Consider the following 18,098-nt stretch of genomic DNA (forward strand, 5'->3'; position numbering starts at 1 on the left):
GCCTATCGCCCCTGCCGGCGCGCCATGAAGGCGAGGCGTTCGAACATCATGATGTCCTGCTCATTTTTGAGCAGCGCGCCGTGGAGGGGCGGGATCGCCCTGGTCGGGTCGCTGTTCTGGAGGATGTCGAGGGGCATATCCTCATTCAGCAGCAGTTTGAGCCAATCGAGCAATTCGCTGGTGCTGGGCTTTTTCTTGAGGCCCGGAACGTCGCGGATTTCGTAGAAAATCTCCATCGCGCGGCTGACCAGGATTTTCTGGATGCCGGGAAAATGGACGGCGACGATCTGCTCCATCGTCTCCCGGTCGGGGAATTTGATATAATGGAAGAAACAGCGGCGCAGGAAGGCGTCAGGCAGTTCCTTTTCATTGTTGGAGGTGATGACCACCACCGGGCGTTCCGCCGCCGCGACCGTCTCGCCGGTTTCATAGACGTGGAAGGCCATGCGATCGAGTTCCTGCAACAGATCGTTGGGAAATTCGATGTCGGCCTTGTCAATCTCGTCGATCAGCAGCACGGGCAGGCGGGGCGATGTGAACGCCTCCCACAGCTTGCCCTTGCGGATATAGTTGGAAATCTCATGGACGCGCGGATCGCCCAGTTGCCCGTCGCGCAGGCGGGCGACGGCGTCATATTCATACAGGCCCTGATGCGCCTTTGTCGTGGACTTGACGTTCCATTCGATCAGCGGTGCGTTCAGCGCACGGGCGATTTCCTGGGCAAGGACGGTCTTGCCGGTGCCCGGCTCCCCCTTCACCAGCAACGGTCGGCGCAACAGCACGGCGGCGTTGACCGCCACCTTCAGATCGTCGGTGGCGACATAGTCCTGTGTGCCTTCAAAGCGCATATCGTCTCTCCGCTGCCTGTATCATCGACTAGGCAAAGCGGCGGCGCGGCGCAATCGGTAATGGGTGAAGCGATCAGCTGTTGCGGGTGCGCACGTCGGCGCGGGCGGCCAGCAAATCCCATAAGCCGCGATGCTGGTTCAGCAACTGGCGCGCACCGAACTGGATGGCGCGGTCGATGGCGTCATCGCCGCCGATTTCGCGCGCGACGGCCAATGTGGCGGCGCGGTCGGGCAGGGCGCAGGGATGCGGTTCCATGCCGGCGCGGATCGCCGCCATGTCGAGCACATGGCGCACGGCGCGCCAGTCGAGCACCAGCGCCATGGCCGCGCCCATGGCGCAGCCGCGCCGGTCCGACTGGGCCAGCATGTCGAGCGCATGGCGTTGCTGGCTGACTACCGTTTCGCAATCCGCCTGCCCCGCTGTGCTGGGGGCAGGGCCGGCGGCAACCGTAACCTGCGTCAGATAGGCGCGTTCGCGCGCAAAGCCATCCGCCGCCCCGATCAGCCACTGGCGCGCGGCATTGTCGGCGGACCGGGTGGCGGCATGATCGACGACGCCGGGGTGACGGCCGTGAAGCAGGCAGAGATAATAAGCCGCATCAGCCAGATCGGCGAGCGACAGCAGGGTTTCACGCGATACGCCGGTGCTGGCGCGGTTGGCATAGGCGTGGGAGGCCGTGCCATCCGTAACGACCAGCGCCTCCAGCACACGGGCTATGTCGCCAAATTGATATCGCGGTGCCGCTTCGCTCATGCCTGACCCCTGTACTGCCCTGCACATGCAGGGTGGAACTCAAGGCATAGGCCGTCCGGGTAAACGTCGGGTTTACGGAATCAGAAAGGGCGGCCGTGAAAGCCGCCCTTTTTCGTCAAGGATGGTTAATTTAGCTTTACCGATCCATTAAAATTTACTGATCCAGGAAGGACCGCATCTTGCGCGAGCGCGAGGGGTGCTTGAGCTTGCGCAGCGCCTTCGCCTCGATCTGACGGATGCGTTCGCGGGTCACGCTGAACTGCTGGCCGACTTCCTCAAGCGTATGGTCGGTGTTCATGCCGATGCCAAAGCGCATGCGCAGCACGCGCTCTTCACGCGGGGTGAGCGACGCCAGAACACGGGTGACGGTTTCCTTCAGATTCGCCTGAATGGCCGCGTCGACCGGGATGATCGCATTCTTGTCCTCGATGAAGTCGCCCAGATGGCTGTCTTCCTCGTCGCCGATCGGCGTTTCGAGGGAGATCGGCTCCTTGGCGATCTTCATCACCTTGCGGACCTTTTCGAGCGGCATCGACAGACGCTCGGCCATCTCCTCCGGCGTCGGTTCACGGCCCTGCTCGTGCAGGAACTGGCGGCTGGTGCGGACCAGCTTGTTGATCGTTTCGATCATGTGGACCGGGATGCGGATGGTCCGCGCCTGATCCGCGATAGACCGGGTGATCGCCTGACGGATCCACCAGGTGGCGTAGGTGCTGAACTTGTAGCCGCGACGATATTCGAACTTATCGACCGCCTTCATCAGGCCGATATTGCCTTCTTGAATGAGGTCCAGGAACTGAAGGCCGCGGTTCGTATATTTTTTGGCGATGGAGATGACGAGGCGCAGATTGGCCTCCACCATTTCCTTCTTGGCGATGCGCGCTTCGCGTTCGCCCTTCTGCACCATGTTGACGATGCGGCGGAATTCGCTCAGCGACATGCCGGTCGCCTGCGCGATTTCGTTCACTTCGTTGCGGATGCGTTCGACCGCGCGCGCTTCGGCAGCGGCGAAGGCGGCCCATTTCTTGTCGAGGCCCTGCACCTTTTCCAGCCAGGCGTCGTCCAGCTCGTTACCGACATAGCGGTCCAGGAAGTCCTTGCGGCTGACCTTGTGCCGTTCGGCCAGGCGCAGCATCTGGCCGCCCAGCGCGGTCAGGCGCCGGTTATAGGCATAGAGCTGATCGACCAGATATTCGATCTTCTGCTGGTGGAACTGAACGCTTTCGACCTGCGCGGTCAGGCTTTCGCGCAGTTCCTGATAATCATCCTCGGCCTTTTGGCTGAGCACTTCGCCATTGGCCATGGCGATCATGCGCGATTCCTGCGCCTTGGAGAAAGCGCGGAAGATTTCGGTGATGGTCGCGAACTTCTCAAGCGCCATCGGCTTGAGCGTCTCTTCCATCTGGGCGAGGGAGAGGGTGTTGTCCTCTTCCTCTTCTTCCTCATTGCGGCGGGCGCGGGGCGCGCCGTCCTCATCCTCGTCGCCGTCGGCGGATTCCTCCTCCGGCTCTTCTTCTTCCTTGAAGCTGGGACCGGCGGTCTTTTCGCTGATCTCGCCATCATCATCCTCGGCGCCTTCCTCCATATTTTCAGGAGCAGGATCCTTGGAGAGCATGGCGTCGAGATCGAGAATCTCGCGCAGCTGCATTTCGCCGTTGTTGAGCGCGGTCGACCATTCGATGATCGCGTTGAAGGTCGTCGGGCTTTCGCAAAGACCCAGGATCATGGTGTCGCGACCGGCCTCGATCCGCTTGGCGATGGCGATTTCGCCCTCACGGCTGAGCAGTTCCACCGCGCCCATTTCGCGCAGGTACATGCGAACGGGATCGTCGGTGCGATCGACCGTTTCCTTCTTCTTTTCCGTGACGAGCTTGGGCGAACCGTCATCGTCGCCCGAATCATCGTCGGCGTCGTCGGCATCGTCCCGCTCGCGCTGTTCGTCGCCGTCTTCGCCGGCTTCTTCATTCTCGACGATGTTGACGCCCATTTCGTTGAGCGCCGCCATGATGTCCTCAATCTGCTCGGAGGACATCTGGTCCTGCGGCAGGGCGTCGTTCAACTCGTCATAGGTGATGTAGCCGCGCTTCTTGGCGCGGGAAATCAGCTTCTTGACGGAGGCTTCGTTGAGGTCGAGCAGGGGGGCGTCGCCGCCATCCTCTCCATCGCCTGCACCGCCATTCTTGCTGTTTGCCTTGGTCGCCATCTATTCGCCTTAACCTCGTCGCCCTTTTGAAAGGGCTAACATCAATCAAACAATGTCTTCGGACTGCGCCAGTTCCGCCAGTCGACGATCATGATCGGCTTTCAGAGCGCGAATGCGCTGCTGCTCAGCGAAATTTTCCTCGCTGAAGTCGCTTTCAAACCGTCTTGTGGCTTCCACCAATGCCGTTTCCAGCTCCGGTCCCTGCGCCATCACCCGAACGGCCTCCTCCAGATCGCGCGAAAGGCGATCAGGATCGGTGCTTATCCTGTCGGGAGTGAGTGTGAACGCATCGGCCCGGAGCATCCCCTTGGCCATATTATACAACTCACCTTGCCCCAATATGGTAAGGAGGGCCTGCGTTTCAACTGTTTCTTTTCGGAAGGAGAGAGAGATCATCGCGGCAAGCAGCTGGGCGAGCTGGGGATCGCCGATTTGCAGCGCCGACAGCATCTCGCGATGGGGGGCGATCTGGCCGGGGTGGCGCAGCAGCGCGGCGAGGATCGCGCGCAGCAAGCGCTGCTCCATGCCGCTGGCGCCGATCGCGCGCGCTTCTGCCCCGGCGGGTGCGATGGGCGGCTTCCAGTTGCCGCGCTTGTCGCGTTGCCAGCGTTGCCCGCCGCCGCCAAAATTGCCGCCGCCCTGTCCGCGCTGTTGAGGCGCGGCGTCGCGACGGGCGAAGAAGAGCGCGTCATAGCGCTCGCGAAATTCATGAGCGTAGTGGGCGCGCACGTCCGGGTGAGCGATCGCGTCCGAAATGGCGCGGAGCCTCTGTTTGAGGGCGGCCTTCTCCTCCGGCGTGGCGAGGGGAGCGGAAGACACTTCATGCTTCCAGAGGCGTTCGATCAGCGGTTCTGCATCGGTCAGCACCGCTTCCATCGCCTGCCGGCCGCTGGCGCGGATCAGGTCGTCGGGGTCCTGGCCGCTGGGGAGCGTGGCGAAGGCGAGGCTGTGGCCGGGGCGCAGCAGGGGGAGGGCGCGAGTGGCGGCGCGGATCGCCGCCTTCTGCCCGGCCGAATCGCCGTCGAAGCAGAGGAGGGGCACCTCCACCATCTTCCAGAGGCGCTCGATCTGATGTTCAGTAAGCGCCGTGCCGAGCGGGGCGACCGCTTCGCCAAAGCCGGCCTGCGCCAGCGCGATCACATCCATATAGCCTTCGACTACGATCACGCGGCCGGTCGATCGACTGGCGGGGGACGCCTTGTCGATATTATAGAGGGTGCGGCCCTTGTCGAAGAGAGGCGTGTCGGGCGAGTTGAGATATTTAGGTTCGCCAGAGCCAATGATGCGGCCGCCAAAGGCGATGACGCGGCCGCGAATGTCGCGGATGGGGAGCATGAGGCGGCCACGGAAACGGTCGTAGGTGTCGCGTTCTCCGTCTGGATCGATCAACAGGCCGGCCTCGACCAGCATGGGATCACCGAAATCGCGCAGGGCCGTTTTTAGCTTTCCGCGAGAATCCGGCGAATAGCCGAAGCCGAAGGCGCGGCGGGTGGCGTCGGTAATGCCGCGTTTCTGGAGATAGGCGCGCGCCTCTCCGCCATCGATGCCGCCAAGCTGATCCTCGAAAAAGCTCTGGGCCGCGCCCATGGCGTCGTGCAGCCCTTTAGTCTGCTCGGCGCGCTTGGCGGCGCGGGGATCGGCGGCGGGCACGTCCATGCCGGCGGTGGCGGCCAGTTCCTTCACCGCCTCCATGAAAGGGAGGCCGCGCTGATCGGTCATCCAGCGGATCGCATCGCCATGCGCGCCGCAACCGAAGCAATGGTAGAAGCCCTTTTCATCGTTGATCGTGAAGCTGGGCGTCTTCTCATTATGGAAGGGGCAGCAGGCCTTATATTCGCGGCCGGCCTTTATGACCTTCACGCTCTTGCCGATGAGGGTCGACAGCGATGTGCGCGCGCGCAGTTCGTCCAGCCATTGCGGGGTGAGGGTCATGCGGGCTGCTCGGGATCAGGCATACCACATCCGTTCGTTTCGAGCGTAGTCGAGAAACGGCTAGCGTACTCTTCTCGTTTCTCGACCTTGGCCTGTCCTGAGCGCCTGCCTTGACAGGCGGCCGAAGAACTCGAAACGAACGGGCCTTTTGTCAGCCGTTCTTTTGGCGGTTTCGCGAGATATGACACCAACGACCAGTTGCCAGCTATAATGGCTTCCTTTTTGGCGCGGGACCAGCCGCCGATGATGCGTTCGGCTTCCAGCGCTTCGATGCGGGTGCCGAAAGTTTCGCTCCAGACAAGCGTGACCGGCAGGCGTTTGCGCGTGAATTGACCGCCCTGACCGCATTGATGCTGACCGATGCGATGGTCAAGATTGTCGGTATGGCCGGTATAATAGCGGCCGTCTGAACATTTGAGCATGTAGGTCCAGAACGCCATCAGACAATTATGCCTGAACTCGCGCTTGAGTCGAGCGTAGTACCTGTCGTTTCTCGACTTCGCTCGAAACGAACGGAGGTGGTGACTGACCCCTCCCGCAAGCGGGAGGAGGATTTTAGGAAAGCGCCGCCTTCACAAGGCCGCTAGCCTTGCTCATGTCGATGACGCTGCCGTGGCGTTCCTTCAGCACCGCCATCACCTTGCCCATGTCCTTGACGCTTTCCGCGCCGACTTCGGCCTTGATGCCCTCGATCGCGGCCTTCGTTTCGTCCTCGGTCAGCTGGGTCGGCAGGAAGCTTTCGATCACGTCCAGTTCGGCCTGTTCCTTGGCCGCCAGCTCGTCGCGGCCGCCATTTTTGAACATGTCGATCGATTCGCGGCGCTGCTTCACCATCTTCTGGAGCACGTCCACGACCACGACATCATCGTCCGGCACGCTGGTGGCGGTGCGCAGTTCGATGTCGCGGTCCTTCAGCTTCGCCAGGATCAGGCGCACGGCGGCCAGCCGTTCCTTGTCGCCGGCCTTCATGGCGGTGACCTGGGCGCTCTTTACCTGCTCGCGAATCATGGCGAATCTATCCTGTCTCTTCGGGAAAGAAGCAGATATAGCGGCAAAAGAGATTTTTAACAGACGTTGACCTGCGGAGGCTCCGCGCCTAGGTGACCGGCCGTTTAACCCGCACCAGACGGGTTCCCGCAAAAGCATAAAGGACCGCAGACCATGGCAGACGCCAAGACCCTCATTGTGCCTAAAGGAGCGACAGGGGTCGTGGTTTTTGCCGATGGCAGCGCCGTGTTCGGCCGCGGCTTTGGCTCAGTCGGCGACGCGGTGGGCGAACTGTGCTTCAACACATCGATCACCGGCTATCAGGAAATCATGACTGATCCCAGCTACGCCGGGCAGATCATCAATTTCACCTTCCCCCATATCGGCAATGTCGGCACCAACCTGGATGACGTCGAAGCCATGTCGCCCCATGCGCTGGGCTGCATCGTGCGGCAGGACGTCACCGCGCCCAGCAATTTCCGCAATGTCGAACCGTTCGATCGGTGGATGCGGGAAAATGGCCGCATTGGCCTCGCCGGCGTCGATACCCGCGCGCTGACCCGCCTCATTCGCATCAAGGGCGCGCCCAATGTCGTGATCGCCCATGATCCAGACGGCAAGTTCGACATCGCGGCGCTCGCCGCCAAGGCTGCAAGCTGGCCGGGCCTGGAGGGCATGGACCTCGCCATCGAAGTCACGGGGAAGGAAAGCCGTCTGTGGAAGGATGGCGTGTGGAAGCTGGGCTTTGGCTATGGCCTGAACGAGGCCGGTGAAGAGCGCCCGCATGTCGTCGCGATCGATTATGGCGCGAAGAATAATATCTTCCGCAATCTGGTGCAGGCCGGCGCGCGCGTGACCGTGCTGCCCGCGACGGCGACCATCGATCAGGTGATGGAGCAGAAGCCGGACGGCGTGTTCCTCTCCAACGGCCCTGGCGATCCGGCCGCGACCGGCGACTATGCCGTGCCGGTGATCCAGAGCGTGCTGGCGGCGGACATTCCGGTGTTCGGCATCTGCCTGGGTCACCAGTTGCTGGGCCTCGCCGTGGGCGCCAAGACGATCAAGATGCATCAGGGCCATCGCGGCGCGAACCATCCGGTCAAGCGCCTGTCGGACGGTCTGGTCGAGATCACCAGCATGAACCATGGCTTTGCGGTCGATGTCGACACGTTGCCCGCCAATGCACGATCGACCCATGTGTCGCTGTTCGACGGCAGCAATTGCGGCATCGAACTGACCGATAAGCAGGCCTTTTCGGTCCAGTACCACCCCGAAGCTTCACCGGGGCCGCAGGACAGCTTCTATCTGTTCCGCAAGTTCGTCGACGGCCTGAAGGGCGCGGTTGCGGCGTGAGCCAGAACCTGCCCCCCGTTGACGAAGCGCGCCTTGCCGCAGAGTGGGAGGCGGACCGCGAGGTTCTCGCCAACCTGAAGCGCAATGGCGACGTCGCGCGCATCGCGCGGCCTGTGGACGTCAGCTTCCGGGGCAGCGAGCAGGATTTCGAGCGCGTCCTCATCATCGCCAGCCAGTTCGGCTTTGTCGAACTGGACCGGGAGGAAGATGAGGATGGCGACCTGTTTCTGTTCCTGGAATGCGTGCAGCCGGTCGATGAACAATCGATCCGCGCGCTGACCAAGAAGTGCCTCCAGATCGAAATCCTCTGCGGCGTCGAATATGACGGCTGGGGATGCGAGGCGCAGGCGGGGGGCGTGCATTGAGCGGCAATCGCGATCAGATAGAATTGGCGAAGGAAACGTTGAAGGTGTTCGCCGATCGCGGCGAAGATTTCAGTGACGTTCGCCATGTCCTCCATTTCATGTACGGCGGGAATTTCGAAGCATTGGGCGCCTCGCTCCGTGAGTTGGGGTACGCCGTCAAGCCGACCGTCAACGAAGATGGGATTATCGCTGAGCGCCATGAACCCATCGGCGAAGAATGGCGAACAACGACCTTAGTAGCGCTTTGTGATCTCTGCGACAGCTACGGTGTCGAATATGACGGCTGGGAGGCGGCCATGATGCGTCAGCCTTCAGCGCCGGAACCGTCGAAGCCAACCGGCTTTTTTTCCAAGATTTTTGGTAAGAAGAAATAAGATGCCCAAACGCACCGACATCTCCTCCATCCTCATCATCGGCGCTGGTCCGATCATCATCGGCCAGGCGTGCGAGTTCGATTATTCGGGCACGCAGGCGGTGAAGGCGCTGAAGGAAGAGGGCTATCGCATCATCCTGGTCAATTCCAACCCGGCCACGATCATGACCGACCCGGAATTTGCCGACGCCACCTATGTCGAGCCGATCACGCCCGAAATCGTGGCGAAGATCATCGAGAAGGAACGCCCGGACGCGGTGCTGCCGACCATGGGCGGGCAGACGGCGCTGAACACGGCGCTGGCGCTCTATAATGACGGCACGCTGGAGAAGTTCGGCGTGCAGATGATCGGCGCGGATGCCGAGGCGATCGACAAGGCGGAGGACCGGATCAAGTTCCGCGACGCCATGGACAAGATCGGTCTGGAATCGGCCCGCTCGCGCATCGCCCACACGATGGAAGAGGCGCTGGAGGCGCTGGAATATACCGGCCTTCCCTCGATCATCCGGCCCAGCTTCACCATGGGCGGCACCGGCGGCGGCATCGCCTATAATCGCGAAGAGTTCGTCAACATCGTGCGCGGCGGCCTGGACGCTTCGCCGACGACCGAGGTGTTGATCGAGGAATCGCTGATCGGCTGGAAAGAATATGAGATGGAAGTCGTGCGCGACCGCAATGACAATGCCATCATCATCTGCTCGATCGAAAATGTCGATCCGATGGGCGTCCATACCGGCGACTCCATCACCGTCGCGCCGGCGCTGACGCTGACCGACAAGGAATATCAGATCATGCGCAACGCGAGCATCGCGACGTTGCGTGAAATCGGCGTGGAAACAGGCGGTTCGAACGTGCAGTTCGCGGTCAATCCGAAGGACGGCCGCCTGATCGTGATCGAGATGAACCCGCGCGTGTCGCGTTCCTCGGCGCTGGCGTCGAAGGCGACCGGCTTCCCGATCGCTAAGGTCGCGGCGAAGCTGGCCGTGGGCTATACGCTGGACGAGATCGAGAATGACATTACCGGCGCGACCCCGGCGTCGTTCGAGCCGACCATCGACTATGTCGTGACCAAGATTCCGCGCTTCGCCTTCGAAAAGTTCAAGGGCGCCGAACCGCTGTTGGGCACGGCGATGAAGTCGGTCGGCGAAGTCATGGCGATCGGCCGCAACATCCATGAATCGATGCAGAAGGCGCTGCGCGGTCTGGAAACGGGTCTGTCCGGTTTCAATCAGGTCGATCATCTGGTCGGCGCGCCCAAGGACGACATCATCGCGGCGCTTGCCGCAGCGACGCCCGACCGACTGCTGGTCGCAGCGCAAGCCCTTCGTGAGGGGCTGACCGTTCAGGAAATCCATAACATCGCCAAGTTCGACCCCTGGTTCCTGGAGCGGATCAAGGAAATCGTAGACGCGGAAGCCGAGGTGCTGGCCAATGGCCTGCCGCAGGATACGGACGGCATGCGCCGCCTGAAGTCCATGGGCTTTTCCGACAAGCGCCTTGCCTGGCTGGCGCTCAAGTCCGCGAACCTGCGCGGCAATGAGCGCGGCATCGCGCGCGGTTCGGGCCTGATCCACGATGCCGTCGTCGCCATGACCGGCGGCGTGACCGAGGATGAAGTGCGCGCGCTGCGCCATCGTCTGGGCGTGCGTCCGGTGTTCAAGCGGATCGACACCTGCGCTGCCGAGTTCGAGGCGAAGACGCCTTATATGTACTCCACCTATGAAGCGCCGCTGTTCGGCGAGGCGGAGAATGAGGCGCAGCCCAGCGACCGAAAGAAGGTGGTCATCCTGGGCGGTGGCCCCAACCGCATCGGGCAGGGCATCGAGTTCGACTATTGCTGCGTCCATGCCTGCTTCGCGCTGAGCGAGGCCGGCTATGAGACGATCATGGTCAACTGTAATCCGGAGACGGTGTCGACCGACTATGACACGTCCGATCGCCTCTATTTCGAGCCGCTGACGGCGGAAGATGTGCTGGAAATCCTGCATGTCGAAATGTCGAAGGGGACGCTGGCGGGCGTGCTGGTGCAGTTTGGCGGGCAGACGCCGCTCAAGCTGGCGCAGGCGCTGGAGGATGCCGGCGTGCCGATCCTGGGTACATCGCCCGACGCCATCGACCTGGCGGAAGATCGCGAGCGTTTCGCCGCGCTGATCGACAAGCTGAAGCTGAAGCAGCCGGCCAATGGCATTGCCCGCAGCCGCGAAGAGGCGATCGCTGTCGCCAACCGCATCGGCTATCCGGTGCTGATGCGTCCCAGCTATGTGCTGGGCGGCCGGGCGATGGAGATTGTCGACGGTCAGGCCCAACTGGAGGAATATATCACCACCGCCGTTCAGGTGTCGGGCGATTCCCCGGTGCTGATCGACCAGTATCTGCGCGATGCCGTGGAAGTCGATGTCGATGCGCTGTGCGATGGCGACGATGTGGTCGTGGCCGGCGTATTGCAGCATATCGAGGAAGCGGGCGTGCATTCGGGCGACAGCGCCTGCTCGCTGCCGCCCTACAGCCTGTCGGCCGAGATCATTGCAGAGATTGAGCGTCAGACCGATGTGCTAGCCCGTGCGCTGTCGGTGCGCGGCCTGATGAACATCCAGTTCGCGGTGAAGGATGGCGTGGTTTATCTGATCGAGGTGAACCCGCGCGCCAGCCGCACCGTGCCCTTCGTCGCCAAGGCGATCGGTACGCCCATCGCCAAGATCGCGTCGCGCGTGATGGCGGGCGAGAAGATCAAGGATCTGCCCAAGATCGATCGCAATGCGATTTCGCATGTCGCGGTCAAGGAAGCGGTATTCCCGTTCAATCGCTTCCCCGGCGTCGATCCGGTGCTGTCACCGGAAATGAAGAGCACCGGCGAAGTTATGGGAATCGATAGCGATTTCGCGACCGCCTTCGCCAAGGCGCAGTTGGGCGCAGCCACCGTGCTGCCCACCAGCGGCACCGTGTTCGTTTCCGTCAAGGACAGCGACAAGCCGGTGATCCTGCCGGCGGTGCAGAAGCTGTCGGACATGGGCTTCACCATCATCGCCACCGGCGGCACGGCCGTTTATCTGGCGGACCATGGCATTGCGGTGGAGACGGTGAACAAGGTGGCCGAAGGGCGCCCCCATATCGTCGACCGGATTACCGATGGCGATGTGCAGCTGATCTTCAACACCACCGAAGGCTGGCAGTCGCTGAAGGACAGCAAGGCGATCCGCACATCGGCGCTGCGCGGGAAGATCGCCAGCTTCACTACGGCGGCGGCGAGCGTCGCCGCGGCGGACGCGATCGAGGCGCTTCGCGGGCATGCCCTTGAAGTACGCTCGCTCCAGTCCTATTATCCCCTGTCGCAAGCCTGAACCCCTGCCCAAGGAATGATGCTGCGGGGCGGCCCTTGAGTAAGGGCCGCCAGAGGGAAGTTTTGACGAAGGATTTTTAGGGAATGGCGACCGTCGAGAAGATGCCGATGCTGCAACAGGGCTATGACAAGCTCAATGCGCAGCTCCGCGAACTGAAGGCCGAGCGGCCTTTGATCGTGGACGCCATCGAGGAAGCGCGCGCGCATGGCGACCTGTCGGAAAATGCCGAATATCATGCCGCCAAGGAGCGTCAGGGTCAGGTCGAGGCGACGATCAACGATCTGGAAGACAAGCTGTCGCGCGCCCAGATCATCGATCCGACAACATTGTCGGGCGACAAGATCATCTTTGGCGCGACCGTGACGCTGCTGGATGAAGACGACAAGCCGGTCAAATATCAGATCGTGGGTCAGGCCGAGGCGGACGCCAAGGCCGGCATGATCAGCTATAACAGCCCGCTGGGTCGTGCGCTGATCGGCCGTGAGGTCGGTGACGAGGTCGAAGTGTCGGTCCCGTCGGGCGACAAATTCTACCTGGTCGACAAGATCCAGTTCATCTGAACGCCGTGAAGCTGCCAGCCGGACGCGCCACCAACGGGATCGCGGCGATCAGTGTCGCCGCCTTCCTGCTGTTGTATCTGGCCGGAAAGGTGACGGACGCCGCCATCATTGGCGGCTTCATACCCGCGCGCCTTGGCGATCCGGCGCTGTTGCAGGGCATGCTGGCAGTGCCGGCGTGGCTGACCCCGGTCAGCTGCACGCTGATCCATGCCGGCTGGCTGCACATCGGTTTCAACATGTTCATGCTGCTCTTTTGCGGGCGGCAGGTGGAGCATGTGCTGGGTTGGGGCGGGACGCTGTTTCTCTACGGCGTCGGCGCTTATGCCGCTTGTCTGGCGCAATGGCTGGTCGATCCGGCGTCGACCAATCCGATGGTCGGCGCGAGCGGGGCGATTTCGGCGATATTGGCGACCTATTCGCTGCTCTACAGCCAGCAGAAGGTGCGCCGCATTGGGCCGTTGTCGGCCAATCTGGTGCGCGTGCTGTGGCTGGCGGCGGCGTGGATCGCGATCCAACTGATGATCGGTCTGGCCTCATCCGGCGGAATGGACGGCGGACTTGGCGATCTGGGGCAGATTGCGATTGCCGCACATATTGGCGGTTTTCTGGCCGGGCTGGCGGCGACGCGCCCGCTTCTGCGCTGGCGGTTCCGCAAAAAGCCGCGGGCCGTGCATTAGAGCCTCGTGCGTGAAACCTGGATCACCCAACCTCCGTTCGGGCTGAGCTTGTCGAAGCCCTGCATTTTGCCTTGAACACGCTAAGAAAAGTACAGCCCTTCGGCAGGCTCAGGGCGAACGGATCATATTTAAAGCGCGACGCTCTAACGCACTTTGGGATTGATCCTGTTTCCGGTCGCTTCGGGCGAAACCGGGAAGCATCTGTTGCATCCCATGATTTCGCCCTACGCGATCGACGCCGGATCAGGCGCTGGGCAGTTCCGGTTCCAGCAGGCGGTGCAGATGCACGATCACATAGCGCATTTCGGCGTCGTCCACCGTGCGCTGCGCAGCGCTGCGCCAGGCCTTTTCGGCTGAGGCATAGTCAGGGAACACGCCGACGAAATCGACCTTGCTCAGATCCTGAAAATCCAGCGTCTGCGGGTTGGTGACGCGGCCACCCATCACCAGATGCATCTTGCTCATGGTTTTATATTTTCTCCTTTGGCTGATAGCGGGGCTTTAGCATCGCGTCCGCGATCAGCCAAGGAGGGGTAGGGTCGGTTCGATTGCGTATCCCGCAATCGCGATTAGCTTTTCGGCAATCGCGCCTTGATCGCGCTGCTGATTGCATCGACGCGTGCGGCGACCAGAGATGCGACATCATCCGCCAGTTTCGACGCCTTTGCAGGCAGTTCCGCCGCGACCACGCTGTCCTTGGCGCTGGATGCCGCATCGCCAGCGGCGCTGAGCGCCGTGGTTGCGCCCTGCTTCACCGTTTCGGCGCTTTCCGCCGCAGCGGCCCGCGCTGCAACGGCGGCTTCCACCACCTTTGCACCGGCTGAAGCGGCAATGCCCGGCAGCGCCTTCATTGCGCGCCGGCTCTTGGGAAACATCCAGGCGATGACCGCGCCGGCGGCGACCGCGCCGGCCACGGCCATCACCGGATGTTCCTGCACGATCTGATTGGCGCGGGCGGCGACGCGCTGGGTCTTGTCGCGGGCGTCGACATAGGCGTCGCTCGCCTTGTCCACGCCGGTCTGGATCAGGTCGCCAGCGCCCTCGCGCGCCTTTTCTGTCGTGTCCTTGATCCGGTCGGTCGCGGTCACGGCGACATCATTGGCCGCTTCGCGGACGCGGGTGAGTTGAGCGCGGATATCAGCCATCATCAATCTCCGGTAAGTCAGTGTCTTGCTTCCTGAAACGAACATATAAACGTCCGAAAAGTGCCGCCAGTGGGCGACGGGCCAGGAATAATCCAAAGGCGGCGGCCGCTGCGCCGATTGCGACAGGGCGCTGCTGCGCCTTGGCCGCGGCATAGGCGACGCCATCCAGCGCGGATGCGGTGATCTTCGCCACGGCATCCTGCTTCAGGCGGGCAGGCGCGATCCGCGCCTTTGCCGCCTGCGCGCTGACGGCCAGTTGGGCGCGCGTCTCATCGGCGCGGACGCAGGCTGCGTGATAGGCTGCTTCCTTGCTCATGGTCTGATCGCCTTCATCATCCGGCCAATGCATCCCTTCGCCAGCAACAGCAGCAGTACGGCGATCAGCAATGCGCCGCCCACCACGATCAGCGTGCCCCAGAGCGGCCCGACATGCTGGGCGAGGGCGATGATCAGGCCGATCAGCAGTGCAACGATGCTGGCGAAGACCAGAATCAGCGCCACAATGCCCAATATCGCCGCATTGCGCACGCCGGTCGCAACAATTCCGGCGCGCAATTTCTGCTTTTCCGCCTCTGCGCCGGCATAGGCGCGCGCATCGGCGTAGAGACGCGAGAAGGTGTCGCGCACCGATTCGTCGGGCGCGGCGTCATCCTGCCCGTCGGTGTGCGGCGTCACCGCCGTTTCCGCTGGCTCGTCAATCAAGATGGCCCTCCGCCCCGCCATGCGGGCTATTGCGTGGGAAGGGCGGCAGGCCGACCCGCCGCCCGAAAATCAGCGTCGACCCCGGTGGCGGGGCCGATCAGTCACGCCTTGTCGTCGGACCCTTTCGCCAGACGCATCAGCACATAGCCGACAACCGCTGCCGCGCCGATCGCGACCGCCGGGCTTTTGCGCACGAAATCGCGCGCTTCGTCCATCAACTGGTCGACGTCCTTGCTTTCCAGCGTGTCAGCCGCGCCAGCCACCTGCTGGGCGGCCTGACGGGCATAGTCGCCATATTGCGGGCCAAGCTTTGCGTCGACCGTGCCGGCGGTGTCCGAAATCAGCTTGGCCAGGCTCTGCATGGCGGTGCCGGTCTTGTCCTTGGCTGCGCCAGCGGCGGACTTGGCGGTTTTGCCGGCCTGCTCCTTGATCGGGTCAATATGCGCTTTCCAGTCGACCGAATTGAACTTGTCGGTCGCGACCTTAGCCGCTTTTTCCGCCTGCGCCTTGATCGGGGCGATCTGGGCGGTCCAGCCATGCGCCGCAGCGCCATTACCGGGCTTCTTGGCGGCGGGCGCCTTGCGCGTGGCCGCCTTCTTAACCGGAGCCGCCTTCACGGCCGCAATCTTCACCGGCGCAGGGGCGGCGGACGCCTTGGCGGGCTTCGCCTTCACCGGCTTGGCCCCGGCGGCGGCGGGCTTGCGGCCGCGCTTGACGGGCGGGGTTTCGGGGGTGTCAGCCATCGTCCTCAGTCTCCCTTCGATGCAGCATGTCGACCGCTGCGCGCGGCAACCATTCATGCTCCAAATGCTTGGCGGCAGCCTACAGTTCCGTTGCCGTTACATTTTGAGCATCGGCATTTTTTCCGATCGCGCAACCCCCTGCATTGCCAAGGCGGATGGTGCTGGCTAAGCGGAGCGCGAAAATTGCCGTCCAGCCGCCGTGCAGGCCATCTTTCAGGGAGCGATCATGACCGCCATTCTCGACATTCACGCCCGCCAGATTCTCGACAGCCGTGGCAACCCCACCGTCGAAGTCGACGTCATGCTGGAAGATGGCAGCTTTGGCCGCGCCGCCGTGCCGTCGGGCGCGTCCACCGGCGCTTACGAAGCCGTTGAAAAGCGCGACGGCGACAAGAGCAAATATCTGGGCAAGGGCGTGCTGGCGGCGGTTGCCGCCGTGAATGACGAAATTGTCGAGCAGATCATCGGCATCGACGCCGAAGACCAGGCCGAAGTCGACGCCGCGATGATCGCGCTCGACGGCACGGAGAACAAGTCGCGTCTGGGCGCTAACGCGATCCTGGGCGTGTCGCTCGCCACCGCCAAGGCGGCTGCCGACGCGCGCGGCCTGCCGCTCTATCGCTATGTCGGCGGCGTTTCGTCGCACGTTCTGCCGGTGCCGATGATGAACATCATCAACGGCGGCGAACATGCCGACAACCCGATCGATTTCCAGGAATTCATGATCATGCCGGTCGGTGCCGAAAGCATCGCCGACGCCGTGCGGATCGGTTCGGAAATCTTCCACACGCTCAAGAAGGGCCTGCACGACAAGGGTCTGGCCACCTCGGTCGGCGACGAGGGCGGCTTTGCCCCTAACATCGCATCGACCCGCGACGCGCTGGACTTCATCCTCGCGAGCATCGAGAAGGCGGGCTACAAGCCGGGCGACGACGTCGTGCTGGCGCTGGACTGCGCCGCCACCGAATTCTTCAAGAATGGCAAGTACGAGATTTCGGGCGAAGGCCTGTCTCTCTCGCCGGTGGAAATGGCGGATTATCTCGCTGCGCTGTGCGCCGACTATCCGATCAAGTCGATCGAAGACGGCATGAGCGAAGATGATTTCGAAGGGTGGAAGGCGCTGACCGACAAGATCGGCAACAAGGTGCAGCTGGTCGGCGACGACCTGTTCGTCACCAACCCGGCACGCCTGGCCATGGGCATCGGCAAGGGGCTTGCCAATTCGCTGCTGGTGAAGGTGAACCAGATCGGCACGCTGACCGAAACGCTGGCCGCCGTGGATCTGGCGCATCGTTCGCGTTACACCGCCGTCATGTCGCACCGTTCGGGCGAGACGGAGGACGCGACCATCGCCGACCTCGCCGTCGCCACCAACTGCGGTCAGATCAAGACCGGCTCGCTCGCCCGTTCGGACCGGCTCGCCAAGTATAACCAGTTGATCCGCATCGAAGAAGAGCTGGGCGATATTGCTGTTTACGCCGGGCGTTCGATCTTTCGTTAAGCCTGTCTGAACCGGCTGGCCGCAAGTCTGCAATTTTTTGCTTGCGGCCAGCCGACAGCTGTGATTCATCTGGTCCATGGCGCATATCGCTAAACTTCGTCTGCTTCTGTTTTCGGCCCTTGGCCCTGCGATTGCGCTGCTCTTGCTGCTGTTCTTCGCAGGCTATGTCGTGCTTGGCTCAAACGGCGTGCTGGCATGGGGCGATTATTCGCGCCAGTTGCATGAGGCCAAGGGTGAACTGAAGAAGGTGCAGTTGGCGCGCGGCGAATTGCGCAACCGCGTCGACCTGCTCAATCCCCGCCGCGTCGACCCTGATCTGAGTGATGAGTTGATCCGGCGGCAGTTGGGGGTGATTCACCATGACGAGGTCATTGTTCCGCTGAACTGACCTTACGGATACGGAAGGTTTGCGTAAGGATTTTGCGCAAAAATCGCCGTCCTCGTAATTTTGCTGCGGGTCTCTTTTGCTGGCCCGTTGCCATCCTGTCCCGGGCCATCAATTTTCGGTAAAAGCTATTGGTTCTGCCCGGATTCCGGGGGCGCGCAGTTGCAATATATGCAACTCTGCCCTTATATCGGGCTTCCTTCCATCCTACCCCACGCAAAAGGATAATAGC

General features: G+C 62.4%; 19 protein-coding genes. 8 read left to right on the forward strand and 11 right to left on the reverse strand.

Annotated elements, in window-relative coordinates:
• Positions 1-2: 2 nt before the first annotated feature.
• From ACFOKF_RS09330 to ACFOKF_RS09355, 6 genes are all read right to left on the reverse strand, one after another.
• The gene (locus ACFOKF_RS09330) at positions 3-848 is read right to left on the reverse strand and encodes an AAA family ATPase (RefSeq protein ID WP_380795281.1); all 846 of its coding nucleotides are present in this window, start codon (positions 846-848) and stop codon (positions 3-5) included.
• A 73-nt stretch (positions 849-921) separates the two neighbouring features.
• Positions 922-1,602, reverse strand: coding sequence for a DUF6975 family protein (locus ACFOKF_RS09335; RefSeq protein ID WP_380795282.1), 681 nt, complete (start codon positions 1,600-1,602; stop codon positions 922-924).
• Between the two features lie 154 nt (positions 1,603-1,756).
• Positions 1,757-3,805, reverse strand: a complete 2,049-nt coding sequence (rpoD, locus tag ACFOKF_RS09340; RefSeq protein WP_380795284.1) for an RNA polymerase sigma factor RpoD — start codon at positions 3,803-3,805, stop codon at positions 1,757-1,759.
• Positions 3,806-3,850: 45 nt separating this feature from the next.
• Positions 3,851-5,737: a DNA primase gene (gene dnaG, locus ACFOKF_RS09345; protein ID WP_380795285.1), complete on the reverse strand. Its 1,887-nt coding sequence runs from the start codon at positions 5,735-5,737 to the stop codon at positions 3,851-3,853.
• The gene (locus tag ACFOKF_RS09350; RefSeq protein ID WP_380795287.1) at positions 5,734-6,177 is read right to left on the reverse strand and encodes a GIY-YIG nuclease family protein; all 444 of its coding nucleotides are present in this window, start codon (positions 6,175-6,177) and stop codon (positions 5,734-5,736) included. The genes dnaG and ACFOKF_RS09350 overlap by 4 nt, the downstream gene beginning before the upstream one ends.
• Before the next feature lie 115 nt (positions 6,178-6,292).
• The gene (locus ACFOKF_RS09355) at positions 6,293-6,745 is read right to left on the reverse strand and encodes a GatB/YqeY domain-containing protein (protein WP_380795288.1); all 453 of its coding nucleotides are present in this window, start codon (positions 6,743-6,745) and stop codon (positions 6,293-6,295) included.
• A 153-nt stretch (positions 6,746-6,898) separates the two neighbouring features.
• Here ACFOKF_RS09355 and carA point away from each other — a divergent pair, with 153 nt between their 5' ends.
• The 6 genes from carA (at position 6,899) to ACFOKF_RS09385 (ending at position 13,390) form a co-directional block, all read left to right on the forward strand.
• Positions 6,899-8,077 (forward strand): glutamine-hydrolyzing carbamoyl-phosphate synthase small subunit, encoded by a 1,179-nt coding sequence (carA, locus tag ACFOKF_RS09360; protein WP_380795289.1) that lies wholly within the window; start codon positions 6,899-6,901, stop codon positions 8,075-8,077.
• A complete protein-coding gene (locus ACFOKF_RS09365) occupies positions 8,074-8,442 on the forward strand; it encodes a ribonuclease E inhibitor RraB (RefSeq protein ID WP_380795290.1) in 369 nt (122 codons plus the stop codon). Before carA ends, ACFOKF_RS09365 begins: the two co-directional genes overlap by 4 nt.
• On the forward strand, positions 8,439-8,816 hold the full coding sequence (locus ACFOKF_RS09370) for a hypothetical protein (protein WP_380795291.1): 378 nt from the start codon (positions 8,439-8,441) through the stop codon (positions 8,814-8,816). Before ACFOKF_RS09365 ends, ACFOKF_RS09370 begins: the two co-directional genes overlap by 4 nt.
• Position 8,817: 1 nt before the next feature.
• Complete coding sequence (gene carB / locus ACFOKF_RS09375) at positions 8,818-12,153, forward strand: carbamoyl-phosphate synthase large subunit (RefSeq protein WP_380795293.1); 3,336 nt, start codon at positions 8,818-8,820, stop codon at positions 12,151-12,153.
• A gap of 83 nt (positions 12,154-12,236) precedes the next feature.
• Positions 12,237-12,713, forward strand: coding sequence for a transcription elongation factor GreA (gene greA / locus ACFOKF_RS09380; RefSeq protein ID WP_380795294.1), 477 nt, complete (start codon positions 12,237-12,239; stop codon positions 12,711-12,713).
• A gap of 5 nt (positions 12,714-12,718) precedes the next feature.
• Positions 12,719-13,390 (forward strand): rhomboid family intramembrane serine protease, encoded by a 672-nt coding sequence (locus tag ACFOKF_RS09385; RefSeq protein ID WP_380795295.1) that lies wholly within the window; start codon positions 12,719-12,721, stop codon positions 13,388-13,390.
• A gap of 243 nt (positions 13,391-13,633) precedes the next feature.
• On the opposite strand, the gene ACFOKF_RS09390 is transcribed toward ACFOKF_RS09385, so the two are convergent.
• From ACFOKF_RS09390 to ACFOKF_RS09410, 5 genes are all read right to left on the reverse strand, one after another.
• Positions 13,634-13,855, reverse strand: coding sequence for a DUF4170 domain-containing protein (locus tag ACFOKF_RS09390; protein WP_380795296.1), 222 nt, complete (start codon positions 13,853-13,855; stop codon positions 13,634-13,636).
• A gap of 104 nt (positions 13,856-13,959) precedes the next feature.
• On the reverse strand, positions 13,960-14,535 hold the full coding sequence (locus tag ACFOKF_RS09395) for a hypothetical protein (protein WP_380797728.1): 576 nt from the start codon (positions 14,533-14,535) through the stop codon (positions 13,960-13,962).
• Positions 14,528-14,851: a hypothetical protein gene (locus tag ACFOKF_RS09400; RefSeq protein WP_380795298.1), complete on the reverse strand. Its 324-nt coding sequence runs from the start codon at positions 14,849-14,851 to the stop codon at positions 14,528-14,530. Before ACFOKF_RS09400 ends, ACFOKF_RS09395 begins: the two co-directional genes overlap by 8 nt.
• Positions 14,848-15,237: a hypothetical protein gene (locus ACFOKF_RS09405; RefSeq protein ID WP_380795299.1), complete on the reverse strand. Its 390-nt coding sequence runs from the start codon at positions 15,235-15,237 to the stop codon at positions 14,848-14,850. Before ACFOKF_RS09405 ends, ACFOKF_RS09400 begins: the two co-directional genes overlap by 4 nt.
• 101 nt (positions 15,238-15,338) lie before the next feature.
• The gene (locus tag ACFOKF_RS09410) at positions 15,339-15,980 is read right to left on the reverse strand and encodes a hypothetical protein (protein WP_380795301.1); all 642 of its coding nucleotides are present in this window, start codon (positions 15,978-15,980) and stop codon (positions 15,339-15,341) included.
• 226 nt (positions 15,981-16,206) lie between these two features.
• Between ACFOKF_RS09410 and eno the strand changes: the two genes are divergently transcribed.
• Together eno and ACFOKF_RS09420 are read left to right on the forward strand one after the other, a co-directional pair.
• Positions 16,207-17,481, forward strand: a complete 1,275-nt coding sequence (eno, locus tag ACFOKF_RS09415; protein ID WP_380795302.1) for a phosphopyruvate hydratase — start codon at positions 16,207-16,209, stop codon at positions 17,479-17,481.
• A gap of 76 nt (positions 17,482-17,557) precedes the next feature.
• Complete coding sequence (locus tag ACFOKF_RS09420; RefSeq protein WP_380795303.1) at positions 17,558-17,869, forward strand: FtsB family cell division protein; 312 nt, start codon at positions 17,558-17,560, stop codon at positions 17,867-17,869.
• The last annotated feature ends 229 nt before the right edge of the window (positions 17,870-18,098 follow it).

The sequence above is a fragment of the Sphingobium rhizovicinum genome, assembly GCF_042647625.1.
In the GTDB taxonomy this organism is placed as follows: Bacteria; Pseudomonadota; Alphaproteobacteria; order Sphingomonadales; family Sphingomonadaceae; genus Sphingobium; species Sphingobium rhizovicinum.